Origin of the sequence: Pseudomonas sp. MTM4 (assembly GCF_019355055.1) — a bacterium.
Classification (GTDB): domain Bacteria; phylum Pseudomonadota; class Gammaproteobacteria; order Pseudomonadales; family Pseudomonadaceae; genus Stutzerimonas.
This window is the reverse complement of the sequence record NZ_CP048411.1, coordinates 74,110-88,168: the sequence shown is the minus strand read 5'-3', so window position 1 is coordinate 88,168 and position 14,059 is coordinate 74,110. Positions and strand designations below refer to the sequence as shown.

Annotated in this window: 17 protein-coding genes and 1 tRNA gene; 6 read left to right on the top strand and 12 right to left on the bottom strand. The window is 57.4% G+C overall.

Annotation, left to right across the window (positions count from 1 at the left end; genetic code table 11):
- Window position 1: 1 nt before the first annotated feature.
- The 10 genes from GYM54_RS00500 to GYM54_RS00455 form a co-directional block, all read right to left on the bottom strand.
- The gene (locus tag GYM54_RS00500) at window positions 2–1,105 is read right to left on the bottom strand and encodes a flagellar basal body P-ring protein FlgI (protein WP_131648422.1); all 1,104 of its coding nucleotides are present in this window, start codon (window positions 1,103–1,105) and stop codon (window positions 2–4) included.
- A 13-nt stretch (window positions 1,106–1,118) separates the two neighbouring features.
- Window positions 1,119–1,814 (bottom strand): flagellar basal body L-ring protein FlgH, encoded by a 696-nt coding sequence (gene flgH, locus GYM54_RS00495; protein WP_197444579.1) that lies wholly within the window; start codon window positions 1,812–1,814, stop codon window positions 1,119–1,121.
- Window positions 1,815–1,843: 29 nt separating this feature from the next.
- Complete coding sequence (flgG, locus tag GYM54_RS00490; RefSeq protein WP_025241209.1) at window positions 1,844–2,629, bottom strand: flagellar basal-body rod protein FlgG; 786 nt, start codon at window positions 2,627–2,629, stop codon at window positions 1,844–1,846.
- 45 nt (window positions 2,630–2,674) lie between these two features.
- Window positions 2,675–3,415, bottom strand: coding sequence for a flagellar basal-body rod protein FlgF (flgF, locus tag GYM54_RS00485; RefSeq protein WP_131648420.1), 741 nt, complete (start codon window positions 3,413–3,415; stop codon window positions 2,675–2,677).
- A gap of 190 nt (window positions 3,416–3,605) precedes the next feature.
- Window positions 3,606–4,931, bottom strand: a complete 1,326-nt coding sequence (gene flgE, locus GYM54_RS00480; protein WP_197444578.1) for a flagellar hook protein FlgE — start codon at window positions 4,929–4,931, stop codon at window positions 3,606–3,608.
- 31 nt (window positions 4,932–4,962) lie between these two features.
- Window positions 4,963–5,643, bottom strand: a complete 681-nt coding sequence (gene flgD, locus GYM54_RS00475) for a flagellar hook assembly protein FlgD (RefSeq protein ID WP_197444577.1) — start codon at window positions 5,641–5,643, stop codon at window positions 4,963–4,965.
- 18 nt (window positions 5,644–5,661) lie between these two features.
- Window positions 5,662–6,105: a flagellar basal body rod protein FlgC gene (gene flgC / locus GYM54_RS00470; protein WP_131648417.1), complete on the bottom strand. Its 444-nt coding sequence runs from the start codon at window positions 6,103–6,105 to the stop codon at window positions 5,662–5,664.
- Window positions 6,106–6,119: 14 nt separating this feature from the next.
- Window positions 6,120–6,524, bottom strand: a complete 405-nt coding sequence (flgB, locus tag GYM54_RS00465; protein ID WP_197444778.1) for a flagellar basal body rod protein FlgB — start codon at window positions 6,522–6,524, stop codon at window positions 6,120–6,122.
- 214 nt (window positions 6,525–6,738) lie between these two features.
- On the bottom strand, window positions 6,739–7,563 hold the full coding sequence (locus tag GYM54_RS00460; RefSeq protein WP_181102338.1) for a protein-glutamate O-methyltransferase CheR: 825 nt from the start codon (window positions 7,561–7,563) through the stop codon (window positions 6,739–6,741).
- 37 nt (window positions 7,564–7,600) lie between these two features.
- Window positions 7,601–8,533: a chemotaxis protein CheV gene (locus GYM54_RS00455; RefSeq protein ID WP_131648414.1), complete on the bottom strand. Its 933-nt coding sequence runs from the start codon at window positions 8,531–8,533 to the stop codon at window positions 7,601–7,603.
- 91 nt (window positions 8,534–8,624) lie between these two features.
- Here GYM54_RS00455 and flgA point away from each other — a divergent pair, with 91 nt between their 5' ends.
- The 4 genes from flgA (at window position 8,625) to GYM54_RS00435 (ending at window position 11,122) form a co-directional block, all read left to right on the top strand.
- Window positions 8,625–9,359, top strand: a complete 735-nt coding sequence (flgA, locus tag GYM54_RS00450) for a flagellar basal body P-ring formation chaperone FlgA (protein WP_181102340.1) — start codon at window positions 8,625–8,627, stop codon at window positions 9,357–9,359.
- Window positions 9,360–9,463: 104 nt separating this feature from the next.
- Window positions 9,464–9,793: a flagellar biosynthesis anti-sigma factor FlgM gene (gene flgM / locus GYM54_RS00445; RefSeq protein WP_181102342.1), complete on the top strand. Its 330-nt coding sequence runs from the start codon at window positions 9,464–9,466 to the stop codon at window positions 9,791–9,793.
- 43 nt (window positions 9,794–9,836) lie between these two features.
- Window positions 9,837–10,307, top strand: coding sequence for a flagella synthesis protein FlgN (locus GYM54_RS00440; protein WP_181102344.1), 471 nt, complete (start codon window positions 9,837–9,839; stop codon window positions 10,305–10,307).
- Between the two features lie 68 nt (window positions 10,308–10,375).
- Window positions 10,376–11,122 (top strand): flagellar brake protein, encoded by a 747-nt coding sequence (locus tag GYM54_RS00435; RefSeq protein WP_181102347.1) that lies wholly within the window; start codon window positions 10,376–10,378, stop codon window positions 11,120–11,122.
- Window positions 11,123–11,278: 156 nt separating this feature from the next.
- Here the strand turns inward: GYM54_RS00435 and GYM54_RS00430 are convergent.
- Window positions 11,279–11,355: transfer RNA gene (locus tag GYM54_RS00430), tRNA-Arg, on the bottom strand.
- A gap of 519 nt (window positions 11,356–11,874) precedes the next feature.
- On the opposite strand from GYM54_RS00430, the gene GYM54_RS21855 reads away from it, so the two are divergent.
- Both GYM54_RS21855 and GYM54_RS00425 read left to right on the top strand, forming a co-directional pair.
- Window positions 11,875–12,057, top strand: coding sequence for a PA3371 family protein (locus GYM54_RS21855; protein WP_131648410.1), 183 nt, complete (start codon window positions 11,875–11,877; stop codon window positions 12,055–12,057).
- A 215-nt stretch (window positions 12,058–12,272) separates the two neighbouring features.
- Window positions 12,273–12,596, top strand: coding sequence for an Arc family DNA-binding protein (locus tag GYM54_RS00425; RefSeq protein ID WP_131648409.1), 324 nt, complete (start codon window positions 12,273–12,275; stop codon window positions 12,594–12,596).
- Between the two features lie 324 nt (window positions 12,597–12,920).
- Here the strand turns inward: GYM54_RS00425 and GYM54_RS00420 are convergent, their stop codons facing one another.
- Window positions 12,921–14,057, bottom strand: a complete 1,137-nt coding sequence (locus tag GYM54_RS00420) for a sodium ion-translocating decarboxylase subunit beta (RefSeq protein ID WP_131648408.1) — start codon at window positions 14,055–14,057, stop codon at window positions 12,921–12,923.
- Between the last annotated feature and the right edge of the window lie 2 nt (window positions 14,058–14,059).

Below are 14,059 nucleotides of genomic sequence, written 5' to 3'. Positions count from 1 at the left end.
CTCAGATCACGATCAGGTCGGCTTGCAAAGCGCCTGCTTGCTTGAGCGCTTCGAGGATAGCCATCAGGTCGCTGGGCGCGGCGCCCACCTGATTCACCGCTCGCACGATCTCATCAAGCGTGGTCCCCGGACCGAACTTGAACATCGGCTTGGCCTCCTGCTCCGCCTTGACGTTGGAGTTGGGCACCACCACCGTCTGGCCGTCCGACAGCGGGTTCGGCTGGCTGACTTGCGGGTCTTCGGAGATGGTCACGGTCAGGCTGCCATGGGTAACTGCCGCCGGCTGCACACGAACGTTCTGGCCGATCACGATGGTGCCGGTGCGCGAGTTGATGATTACCTTGGCCACCGCCTGGCCAACGTCGACTTCGAGGTTTTCCAGGATCGATAGATAGTCGACGCGCTGGCTCGGGTCCAGAGGTGCGGTGATGCTGATCGAGCCGCCATCGAGCGCCTGGGCCACGCCCGGGCCGAGCAGTTCGTTGATGTGATCGACGATGTTCTTGGCGGTGGTGAAATCTGGGCGATTGAGGTTCATCGTTAGGGTGTTGCCCTGATTGAACGCGCTCGGCACCGGCCGCTCGACCGTCGCGCCGTTCGGAATGCGGCCTGCGGATGGAATGTTCACGGTAATGCGCGAACCGTCCGCGCCGCCGGCATCAAAACCACCCACCACCAAGTTGCCCTGGGCAATGGCGTAGACGTTGCCGTCGATACCCTTGAGTGGCGCCATCAACAGGCTGCCGCCGCGCAGGCTCTTGGCGTTACCGATCGACGAAACGGTGATATCGATGGTCTGGCCCGGCTTGGCGAAGGGCGGCAGATCGGCATGAATGGACACGGCCGCGACGTTCTTCAGCTGAACGTTGCCACCTGCCGGCACCTTGATGCCGAACTGCGCCATCATGTTGTTGAACGTCTGCACCGTGAACGGCGTCTGGGTGGTCTGGTCGCCACTGCCATTGAGGCCGACCACCAGGCCGTATCCGATCAACTGGTTGCTACGAACACCTTGAATGGTGGCGATGTCCTTGAGCCGCTCGGCTTGGGCCGGAACGGCTACCAGGCACAGCAAGGCAACTACGAATGAGCTGAACAGTTTCATTGCCTGCACCTGCTTAGAACGGCCACAACGGGTTGATGAAGAAACGATCCAGCCAACCGGGCTGACTGGCATCGGCGAAGGCGCCGGTGCCGGAATAGGTGATGCGGGCATCGGCGATACGGGTCGACGGCACGGTGTTGTCGGTGGCGATGTCGTCCGCGCGCACCAGGCCGGCAATGCGCACCAGCTCATCGCCCGTGTTGAGTGTCATCCACTTCTCACCGCGAATCGCCAGGATGCCGTTTGGCAGCACGTCGGACACCGTGACGGTGATCGAGCCGGACAGGCTGTTGCTCTGCCCTGCCTGGCCGGAGCCGGAAGTATCACGCGCCGCGTCGTACTCGGCGCCCAGGTTCATGGCGTTGCCGGTCAACGGGTTGGCCATCGATACGGCGCCGCCAAACAACGAGCCGAGCCCGATATTGGCGCTGCTCTCCTTGGATATCTGGGAATTGGCATTCTTGCTCGCCTGGGTCCGCTCGTTGAGCGTGATAGTGATGATGTCACCGACCCGATGGGCCTTCCGATCGTCGTACAGATTGGTTTCGAAACCCGCCTGATAGATGGCGCCGTTGTTTTGCGCAGCCGGCAGCGGCGTACGCGGCAGGACCGGCGCGTAGTACGGGTCATTAGGCTTCGGGGCTGGCGCCACGCAACCGGTCAGAACCACAGCGGACATCAGCGGAAGAACAATCAACAAGCGGCGCATATTCACCTCAATCCAGCGGCTGACAGCTGTTACAGCTGCTGGGTAACGAAGGACAGCATCTGATCGGCCGTGGAGATGACTTTCGAGTTCATCTCGTAGGCGCGCTGAGTGGTGATCATGTTCACCAGCTCCTCGACGACACTGACGTTGGAGTTTTCCAGAGTGTTCTGCAGCACCGTGCCCAGTCCGTTCAGGCCGGGCGTGCTGACCTGCGGCGCACCGCTTGCGGCGGTTTCCAGGAACAGGTTGCTACCCATGGCCTGCAGGCCTGCCGGGTTGACGAAGTCGGCGGTCTGCAGGTTGCCGATGATTTGCGGCGCCGGGTTGCCGAGTGTGGTAACCGAGACGGTGCCGTCCTCGCCGACCGTGAAGGTCTGGGTTTCCGGCGGTACGACAATCGCCGGCTCCAGCGCATAGCCGTTGGAGGTCACGATCTGGCCGTCGGCGTTCAGATGGAAGCTACCGTCACGCGAGTAGGACACGGTGCCGTCGGGCAGCAGCACCTGGAAGAAGCCGCGGCCATTGATCGCCATGTCGAGCGGCTGCTCGGTAGTCTGCAGGCTGCCGGCAGTGAACTGCTTCTGCGTGCCGACGATGCGAACACCGGTACCCAGCTGCAGGCCGGACGGAAGCTCGCTGTCCTGGGTCGACTGGCCACCTGGCTGCCGCCGGATCTGATACAGCAGATCCTGGAATTCGGCGCGGTCTTTCTTGAAGCCCGTGGTGGAAACGTTGGCCAGGTTGTTGGAAATGGTCGTCAGGTTCATGTCCTGGGCGGACAAACCCGTCTTACTCACCCACAGTGCTGGAAGCATGCTCTTCTCCTCGTACGCCGGTATTCGGGCGCAGCGCGTTGTTTACTAGCTGAGTTGCAAGACTCGGGCCGCAGCGGCACTGTCTTCTTCGGCGGTACGCATCATTTTCACGTGAAGCTCGAACTGCCGGGACAGCGCCAGCATCGATGTCATCTCCGCCACCGCGTTGACGTTGCTCGCCTCGAGAAAACCGGACGTCACGCGAACCGCGGCGTCAGCCTCGACGGGCTGGCCGTCCTTCATCCGGATCAAACCATCGGTGCCCTTTTCCAACTGCTTTGGATCGGGGTTGACGAGCTTGAGACGGTCGACCGTCACCACCACATTCGGATCTTCTCCGAGCGCACGAATGCTGATGGACCCGTCGGCGCCGATCTCCACTTTCTCTTCCGGCGGCACGGCAATCGGCCCGGCATTGCCGAGCACCGGCAAACCGTCGCCGGTGCGCAGCATGCCGAGCGTGTCGATATTCAGGCTGCCGGTACGGGCATAGGCCTCGCTGCCGTCGGGCGCTTGCACCGCGATCCAGCCCTCGCCCTCGACCGCCACGTCCAGATCTCGACCCGTTTCCTGCAACGTGCCGGCACTGAAATCCGTGCCTGGACGCTCGGTCATGGCATAGACGCGTGCCGGAAAACTGTCGCCGAACACCTGCATTGAACGCGCTTGCTCAAAGTCACGACGGAAGCCGGTAGTCGAGATATTTGCCAGGTTGTTGGCATGAGCCTGCTGAGCACGAGCGTTTTGGCTCGCACCCGTCATGGCTACATAGAGCATCTTGTCCATCGAACCTCCGAGACGCGTGAATTGACGCTTGACCGTTCCATACCTTCTCGGAAGCAATGCGCATGCCAACCACCAAAAGGCGCTTAAGCTACTGATTTGCAGAGATTTAGAGAAAAGAAAAGGCCCCGAAGGGCCTTTTGTTAGACGGAGCGGCAGAATTCCGCCATGCAGCGACTGCCGCTGCGACTCGTCAACGCAAGTTGATGATCGTCTGGGTGATCGCGCTTTCGGTTTCGATTGTCTTGGCGTTCGCCTGGTAGTTGCGCTGCGCCACGATCAGGTTGACCAACTGGTCCGACAGCTCGACGTTGGAATCCTCCAAGGCGCCGGCCTGCAACGAGCCCAACGTGCCGCTGCCTGGCGGGTTGCGCACTGGTTCGCCGGATTCGAACGACTGTACCCACTGGGTTTTGCCTACTGGGGTCAAACCCTGAACGTTGGCGAAGTTGGCCAGGATGATCTGGCCCTGCACTTTGGATTGGCCGTTGGTATAGCGAGCAAAGATCTCACCTGTTTCCCCAATCTCAAGGCCGGCAAGCTCGCCCGTGGTATAGCCGTCCTGACTTACGCTATTAACCGCAAACGCGCTGGCGTACTGGGTGGAGCCACGCATATCCAACGTCATGTTCAATCCGCCCGCAGGCGCCGCATTGTTCAGTGACCAAGTACCGTCACTGTTCTGGATGGCAGGCTGCCAGCCGTTAAGCGCCATGCTGCCGTCAGCCGGGGTGATCAAACTGCCAGAAGGGCTGAACTCAAGCGTTACTGAAGCTGGCTCGGTGCCGCTCCAAGCAGCTACTGGCGGGACGGCAGACGGATCGCCCGGTGTGGCGATAGGCATTGCTGGGTTACGCCCATCAATCAGTACGTTCATTTGCCAGGAGTTAGACGTGGGCGATTTAACGAAGTACTGCGTCATGACATGAGCATTGCCTTGCTCGTCATAGATGTTGGTCGAGGTCGACGAGTTATAGGTCAGCGGATCTGCCGGATTGAATGGCGTATTGACCGGCTGGGTATTGGTCGAATTCAGGTTGAAACCTTGGGCGATTGTCGTCGTCGCCTTAGGCTCCTGGCTGGCCGTCTGGATCTTCAGGTCGCTCACACGCCCTGTCTGGATATTGCCATTACCGTCGACCGAGTAACCCTGAAGGTTGTAGCCGAAGTTATCGACCAGATTGCCCTCTTTATCCGTTCCGAAATAACCGGCGCGGGTATAGCTCAGCGCACCGTTATTGCTGACCTGAAAGAACCCGTTGCCATTGATCGCCAGGTCCAGCGCATTCTGCGTGTAGTTGATGTTGCCCTGGTTGAATTGCTGCGACACGTTCGCAAGCAACACGCCGCTGCCCTGGGGATTCTTACCAGTTCCGAGTACGGACGAGGCATACACATCCGCAAACTCTGCACGTGACTGCTTGAAGCCAGCAGTTCCGGCGTTAGCGATGTTGTTACCTGTAACGTTGAGGTCTTTGCTGGCGGCACGCATGCCGCTAAGGCCGATATTGAACGACATGAATTGCTCCTGTTACCGGGTGTGCCGGCAGTTACTGACCAATGACCTGGACTTGAGACAGCCCAATGCTGCCAACACCGGCCAGGTTGAGCATCAGCTCCCCGCCGTTCTGTCCGAGCGTGACGCTGTCTACGTTGGCTGGGAGCAAGGTGTACAAACCCTTGGTCTCGCCTTGATAGGTGGCTTGTGCTTCGAATCGGTAGGTTCCAGGCGGCAAGGTATTGCCGCTCGAATCCTTGCCGTCCCACATGAACGAAACGTTTCCGGCTTCCTGCTGGCCCATGTTGATCCGGTTGACCACCGTGCCGGCACTGTCATAAACGTTGACCGACACGTTGCTGCTGGTCGTCGGCAATACCAGGCTGGCCTTGAAGGTTTCGCTGGTATCGACGACGGCCTTGTCGGTGGGCACGATCACCTTGCGGCCAACCAGCGACGACGCCTGTAGCGCCTGGGATGACTGATAGCCCGATAGCATGGTTTCCATGCTTGAGTTCAGTTTCTCCACACCTTCGACCGTACTGAACTGGGCCAACTGTGCAATGAACTCGCCGTTTTCCTGAGGTTCCAGAGGGTTCTGGTTGTTCAGCTGAGTTACCAGCAGCTCAAGAAACTCGTTCTTGCCAAGATCGTTGCTTTTTACTTCGCGATCTTTGATCTGGTATTGGTCGAGTACCGAACCGGTACCGCTGACGCCGCCTGTCGTGCTCATGGCTATCTCTCGTAAGGGTTACTGGCCTAGGGTCAGAACTTTCTGCAGCATGGTCTTGGCCGTATTCATCAACTCGGCGTTGGTCTGGAACGACCGGCTGGCAGAAATCATGTCCGCCATTTCCTCCACGACGTTGACGTTCGGGTAATAGACGTAGCCTTCTTCATTCGCAGCCGGATGGTTGGGCTCGTAACGGGCTTGCAGCTCGCTCTGGTCTTCCACCACGCCGAGCACCTGAACACCGGCACCAGCTTGATCCTGCTCGGCGAACAAGGATCCGCTTGGCGTACCGTTGGCCTGCTGCAACATGGTCGCGAAGACCGGATGGCGGGCGCGGTAAGTTTGATCGACGCTGGACGAAACGGTCTCAGCGTTGGCGATGTTGCTGGAGATGGTGTTGAGGCGAGTGCTTTGAGCACTCATGCCGCTGCCGGCGATATTGAATACGCTGCTAAGGGACATGGGCTTCGCTCCTGTTATTCGCCGCGCAGGGCGCTCATGAGCCCCCTGAATTTACTGTTGAGAAAGGTGAAGCTTGCCTGGAAGTCGACGGCGTTTTCGGCGTAAGCGGCTTGCTCGACCTGTGCATCGACAGTGTTCTGATCCAGCGAAGCATGCATCGGCGTGCGAAATCGAAGGCCTGGATCGGCAATCTCAAACCCTTGCGCCGCGATGTGCTTGCTACTGGTGACAGCGACGCCGAACTCGCCCTGGTTTTTGCTCTGCTGGGCAGCCAGAACGCTGCCGAACTCCAGATCACGGGCCTTATAATTAGGCGTGTCGGCGTTGGCAATATTGTTGGCAAGCACCTCGGCACGCTGAGCGCGAAAGCCAAGTGCTTTTTCGTGGATACCCAGAGCTTTATCGAAACTGATGCTCATGATCTGGCCCTCTGCCGGATACAGTCTGCTTAGCAAACCAACAGCAAAGGCCATGCCATTTCGATAATTAACTGATTTAGAAGGGATTTATAGCAACGCATCAGGAGCGATGCGTCAAAAGCGGCAAAGCTTTTCCATGTTTTTGCCGCCTCTTCACTCATGACCGACAGATTTCTGCCGCCGCCTCGCTGCGACGCTGCAGGATCGACCGTTCCTACTTAGCCTTATAGATGATGCCTGGACTGCATTGGATCATCTGGTACAACTCAGGAAGCCCGTTCAGCGCCTCGGATGCCCCGAGAAACAAATATCCGCCCGGCTTCAGCGTGGCGTGAATACGCCGAAGAATGTCTTTCTTCACATCCGCAGAAAAGTAGATGAGCACGTTACGGCAGAACACCACGTCGAACTTCCCCAGCACCGCATAGCTATCGAGCAGATTCTGAACACGGAACTCGACGCGGTTTCGAATCGCTGGTTTGACAACCCAACGGCCTGGTGTCTTGACGTCGAAATAACGCTGTAAGCGCTCGCTCGACAATCCCCGCGCGATAGCCAGACTGTCGTACTCCGCAGCCTTGCTTGCAGCAAGCATGGTGCCAGACAGCTCGGTAGCGACGATCTGAACTGCCAACTTAAGTTGGCTGGGGTTGCTGCGCTCATATTCGTCGACAGTCATCGACAACGAATAAGGTTCCTGCCCCGAGGAACAGGCAGCCGACCATATACGCAGGCGTTGACCCGGCGCGGTTTTCAGGAGCTCCGGCAAGGTCCGACTCCTAAGCACTTCGAATGGATAGGTATCGCGAAACCAGAGCGTTTCGTTGGTCGTCATCGCATCCACGACCTGCTCACGCAGACCGCTGCGTGGCTGGGCCTGAATTTTCCTGACCAGGTCGCCAAGGCTCCTGAGCCCCTGCTGCTCCATCAGCTTGTTCAGCCGGCTGGTTACGAGGTACTGCTTGTTGCTGCCCAGCAGAATGCCGCACGTCTTCTCTAGGAACACTCGGAACTGATCGAAATCCGGATCACCTGACACTGATAAGGCCCACCAGTCGTATTGAAGAGGACATGCCTCAATTCTTATCCGTAGTTCGGATTCGCTCTATCACCCGGTTGGCCAGATCGTCCGCCTGAAATTTGGCGAGAAAATCGTCCGCACCGACTCGCTTGACCATGCTCTGGTTGAACACACCGGAGAGTGAAGTATGCAGCAGAATATGCAAATCCCGCATGGCCGGATCCTGACGAACCTCGGTGGTCAACGTATAGCCGTCCATCTCAGGCATTTCGATGTCTGAAATCATCATGACGAATTCCTCGGATGGCTTCTTGCCATCTGCTACCAACTTTCGCAGGTAGGTCAGCGCCTGGCGGCCATCGTTGTGTGCAACCACCTCGATTCCCAGATTCTGTAGACAACGAATTATCTGTTTCCGCGCAACCGAGGAATCATCGACGATCAGAACCCGGCTGGATGACGCCTTGCTGGTGGTTTCCTCGTCCGCGATACCAACCGATAGCACTTCCGAAACGGGAGCCACCTCGGCCAGCACTTTTTCCACGTCGATGATTTCGACCATCTGGCCATCCACATGGGTGACAGCTGTCAGATAGTGATCAGGCCCAACGCCTTTGGGCGGCGGCAGGATGGCCTCCCAGTTCATATTGACGATCCGCTCCACCGATCGCACCAGAAACCCGAGCACCTTGTTGTTGTATTCAACGATGATGGCGAAGCTATTGGAGAGGTCCTGCAATGCAGGTTTTCCGGTAGCCAAGGAAAGATCGAGAATCGAAAGCGTGCTGCCACGTATGTTCGCCACGCCACGCACAACCGGACTGGACCGAGGCATGATGGTGAGCCGAGGACACTGCAGCACCTCTTTAACCTTGAACACGTTAATGCCATAGAGCTGCTTGTCATCCAGCCTGAACAGCAGCAACTCCAGACGATTCTGCCCCACCAGCTGGGTACGCTGGTTAACCGAATCCAATACACCGGCCATGCCAGTTCCTCTTGCTTTGCGAAATGGTGTTCAGAATGTCCGGCAGACTTACCGGCACGCCCTTTGCTTCTGCCATGACATGAACGAACAGATGACTTTTTTCCGGCGTCCTTGCATTGCGCTTTGTCGCGCGATCCTGTTTTCGGCGTTATGCGGGCTGAGCCAGTTTGCTGACTCGGCAACAAGGCCTGAACAGCTTATCGACGCAGCACGCGGATTTCTTGAGCGTGAGGTGACCGACTATTTGCAGCGTAGCCAAATCCAGGCCCGCCATCAGGTCGAGGTCAACAGACTCGATCCTCGTCTGCGCCTGGCGCATTGCGATCGCCCGTTGACTACGAAACTGGAAAGCCCTGCGCAACCGGTTGGCCGCACAACCGTACGGGTCAGCTGCGAAGGCTCGGCGCCCTGGTCCGTTTTCGTCCCCGCGCAGGTCCATTTGTTCCGCGAAGTAATAGTCGCCCGGCGACCGCTGGCGCGCGAAAGCATCCTGGAGCAAGCTGACGTGACTCTAGCCGAACGGGACGTCAGCCTGCTGACCCAGGGTTACCTGACGGCCTACGATCAGGTTCTAGGTAACAAACTCACCCGCAGCGCCCTTCCCGATCAGGTGCTTACCCCTAACGCTGTTTCGCTAGCGGAAATCGTGCGCAAAGGCGATCAGGTCGTAATCAGCGCGAAAAATTCGTCAATAAATGTGAGAATGCCAGGCGAAGCTTTATCCGATGGCGCACTTGGCAGTCAGATCAGGGTCAAAAATCAGCGATCTGGCCGCGTTATCAAGGCCCGCGTCGTTGGTCCCGGTCAGGTGGAAGTCGCGATGTGAGAAGGACTGACGCTGCCGCAGCCACTCCGGGAAAATAAAGCTAAAGTTTCCCATGGCTTTGCCGAAAAGCAGGCAAGCGTCCTGACTTATTCGAGGTTTCGATCATGGCTATCGATTTCAACCGGCCCAACGGTGCCGTCAGCCCACCGAGCAGTGGGCGAAGCAGCAATGTGCAGAACACTGAGCGGCCAACGGTTCCGCAGCCTGCTGCCGACGCAGTGAAGAACACCAGTAGTACGGCTGTATCCGGCGAGAGCGTTCAGTTGAGCCCGGAAGCACAACGTCTGCAGCAGACCGCTGAGAAGTTGAGCCAGCAACCCTCTGTCGATCAGGAGCGTGTCGCTCAGATCAAGCAGGCGATAGCCGATGGCAGCTATCAGGTAGATCCTCAGCGAGTGGCATCGAAACTGCTAGCGTTCGAAAGCCAGCGTTGAACCCAGTAAAAGGTAGCCAGGCGTCAGCGCATTAGAGACCACTATGCAAGATACCGAATTGCTTCAACAGCTGGTTGACGATATCGGCACCGCCCGAAAGCTTCTTGAGCTCATCGATGCCGAGTACCAGGCACTTGCCGAGCGCAACCTCGCAGGCCTGGAGCAGCTGCTCACACAAAAGCAGACACTCCTGGCGCTGCTGGGTCAGCATGGCGCCTTCCGCAGCCAAACCCTTGCTAAGGCGCAGCTTAGCGCCGATAAAAAAGGCTTGGCGACCTTTGTCGCGAACTCTGCGATAGGCGACGACATTCTTGCCCATGCGGAGCAGCTCGAGAGCGTTTTAGAAACCTGCAGAAATTCCAACGACCGCAACGGCAAGCTTATTCGCGCCAATAAGAGCGCAGTAGGCGCCATGCTGCATGTGCTGCAGGGTAGCAACCAGACGCCCGATCTCTACGACCGCCGAGGTGCCACCGCCAGAACGGCAAATCATCGCCCGCTTAGCCAGGCCTGACCGCCGCCAAATAAAGGCAAAATGCTATTATGCGGCGGACGTCGTTACATGCCGGAGAGCAATGTTAAGTGTCCAATCCGTTTGCAGAGGACGGAGGCCCGCAGCCTCCTCAGATTCTCAAGACAACAACCGAGATCCACGCGACTCTGAAGCAACTGCTGGATAACCACATCCCGCTACTGGTCCGATTCGTTGACCGTAACCAGCGCTATCAGACTTATATGGTCGAAATGAACCGTGAGAAGGGCTGGATTGCGCTCGACGAGTTGATACCTAACGACGGCGAACGCTTGATGGCGTCCGGCGAAGCCTTTCAGGTTGAAGGCTATTACGAAGGCGTGCGCATTGCCTGGAGCAATGATCACCCGGTGCATCCAGGCGAACTGGAAGATGCCCGCTGCTACTGGGCACCCCTACCCGATCAAGTCCTCTACCATCAACGACGCAACGCGTACCGTGCCTCGTTGGCTGGCCAACCTATCGTTGCCGAACTCAGCGACAAAACTATCAAGCCTGTTGAAGGTAAAGTGCTGGACATGTCGGCGACTGGCTGCAAGCTGAGCTTCCAAGGCAACCTTCAGAGTGGCCTACAGACGGGACGAGTGTACGAACACCTCTCCGCAAGGCTTCCCTTTGGCACCATCACAACGGCGGCCGAACTACGGCATGTCGTTTTCGATGAAAAGCTCGATGTCACTTTTTGCGGAATGCGCTTCTATCGCATCAGTGGCCTGACGCAACGCCAGATCGAACGATTCGTCTACCAGCTACAACGCGAAGCACGACGCGACCAGCCGAGCGGCCGCTTCAGCTGAGATAAATGCTCCGTTACGAAAAGACGAGCAAATGGTTAGAGCGGCTCCCGACAAGCCGTTCAACCCACGTCACTTTGATTGGTCATGAATTATCCCGCCGCGGCTATCGATAGGCCAGACGGCGGCGGGATGCCGTGACCTAATGGAGGCAAAAGCTGGCGTCCCAGGCGAGGTTCGAACTCACAACCTTCCCCTTAGGAGGGGGATGCTCTATCCAATTGAGCTACTGGGACGCGTTAGGCGCAGCATGTTAGCGGGCCTCGGCTCGTTTGTCATGCGCTTGGCAACAGAGCCAGACCGTCAGTCAGCCGTATATCAAGGCGACGGAATCATGACCCAACCTTATATTGCATTTTGCATTGCGCTTTTTATGTGCATCATGCAAAACGCATCATGGACATAAAATAATCTGTCGTAAGTATATGAAAAATAAGGAATTTTTTCCTTAAAAAGATGGCACACCGAATGCTTAAGCCATGCGAACCATTTGCGAAGGAGCCGCCAATGCTACGCCCAGCTTATTTATTCAGTTCAGCCATCCTGGCCGTGGTCGCTGTGATGCAATTGCAGGCAACAGCGCAGGAACCAGAACACGCTCCAACTGGCACATTGGAGCAACCCGCTACCCCGTCGGTTCATAGGCTGACAATGCCAGCGCAAACCATTAGCAGCCAAGCAATGAGCACGCCCACGCAACCGCAACGGTGGGTCTTCTAAGACCCCTGCGTTTTGTTTCATCAAGGAGATAACGGATGTCTATTTATGGCTGCATTTTCCTTCTGCTCAGCATCATCTGTGGCGCACTGAGCATTGGTACTGCCCTTCCCGACATGTGGGAGCCGGTCGTAGAAGGAGGCACGGTATTTTTTTGCGTTCTCTTCGTGATCTCACTTCTGATCGGTCGGCGGATTAAATTCGATCCAGTACTACGCTAGGACGCGATTAACAGACAAAGATCAGTAGCTGATCACAGTAACGGCGTTTCGCCATCATCATGTCTTTACTCTGATATTTGTCGTCGTATAATTGGCGCCATAAAGCCGCCTAGCATCTTTTTTTCAGGTCGCGGAACAGCGAGTGCTGTTTGGTTGTCAGACCGGGACTAGAACGGCAATAAGCCACCATCTCCACCCTGACTAACCGGTTTAATATGCGCCCTATGAAGCAGGCAGTTTACTCCAGCCGTACGGCTGACAAATTCGTGGTTCGGCTACCAGACGGAATGCGGGAGCGTATCGCCGAGGTTGCGCGCAATCATCATCGCAGCATGAACTCTGAGATCATTGCTCGCCTGGAGCAAAGCCTTCTGCAAGAAGGCGCACTCGACGACGATTTGAGCATGCGGCTGGACAGCCCGGAACTGACACTTCATGAGCGTGAATTGCTCCAGCGTTTTCGTCAGCTTGCCCATCGCCAGCAGAACGCCCTGATCGCTCTGATCGCGCAAGACACCGAAGCTGCAAAAGAAGACTAACCATCGCCGATAGCCTGCGGACTTACAAACGCCTCGACACAGTCGGGGCGTTGTCGTTTGCGGCGCACCATCTGAGCGTTATCTGCTTGATCTAAGGCCTGGATCGAGGAAACGGTTAGCAGGGCACACGCGCTAATACAACGCTCGAGCAAAACAGGGAAAAGCTTGGCTGGTTGACGACCAAGCATCGCCTCATGCATCGGTTCGCTAAGTACGCGAATGGCCCGCGTTAACTTGGAAACAAAAATGCCCGCGCCTTCTCGAGGTACAAGCATTCATTGTTACCGGCGGCAGGCGTCCTGCGAGGAGCCTGAAAACAACTAGCTAACCCACAAAACTAAGCAGCACACCGGCAGCAACAGCCGAGCCGATTACCCCTGCCACGTTCGGACCCATGGCGTGCATGAGCAGGAAGTTTTGCGGATTGGCCTCGAGCCCAACCTTGTTCGACACCCGCGCCGCCATGGGTACCGCCGATACACCTGCCGAGCCGATCAGCGGATTGATCTTGTTCGAACTGAACATGTTCATCACCCTGGCCATCAGCACCCCGGCGGCGGTACCACCACAAAACGCGACCATCCCAAGCAAGAGGATTCCAAGCGTTTTCAGCTGCAGGAAGGCGTCGGCAGACAGCTTGGAACCGACGGTCAATCCTAGCGCGATGGTGACGATGTTGATCAGCGCATTACGCGAGGTATCAGCCAGGCGATCGACCACCCCACACTCACGCAACAGATTGCCGAAGGCGAACATGCCTACCAGCGGCGCCGCATCGGGCAGTAGCAAACCGACCATCAAGGCCAGCATGAGCGGGAAGACTATCTTTTCCGCCTGGCCGACATGACGCAGCTGCTTCATGACGATGGCGCGCTCTTCCTTGGTCGTCAGTGCTCGCATGATGGGTGGCTGAATCAACGGGACCAGCGCCATGTACGAGTAGGCTGCCACAGCAATCGGCCCCAGCAGATGCGGCGCGAGCTTCGCCGTCACGAAGATCGAGGTTGGGCCATCGGCACCACCGATGATCGCGATCGAAGCCGCTTCACGCAGGGTGAACTCCATACCCGGAATCCCCGCCGCTGCCAGCGCCAATGCGCCGAGTAAGGTGGCGAAGATACCAAACTGCGCCGCCGCACCGAGCAACAAGGTCTTGGGATTGGCCAGCATCGGTCCAAAATCCGTCATCGCCCCGACACCCATGAAGATCAGCAGCGGGAACACGCTGGTCGGCAAGCCAACTTCGTAGAACAGATGCAAGATGCCCGCACCCTCGGCCATGTTGGCGACCGGAATGTTGGCAAGCAGACCACCGAACCCGATCGGGATCAGCAGCAAGGGCTCGAAACCCTTGCGAATCGCCAGATAGATCAATGCCAGGCACACCACGATCATCAGCAACTGACCGGGCTCCAGATGATACAAGCCGGTGCTCTGCCACAGCTTGAGCAACTTATCCATGC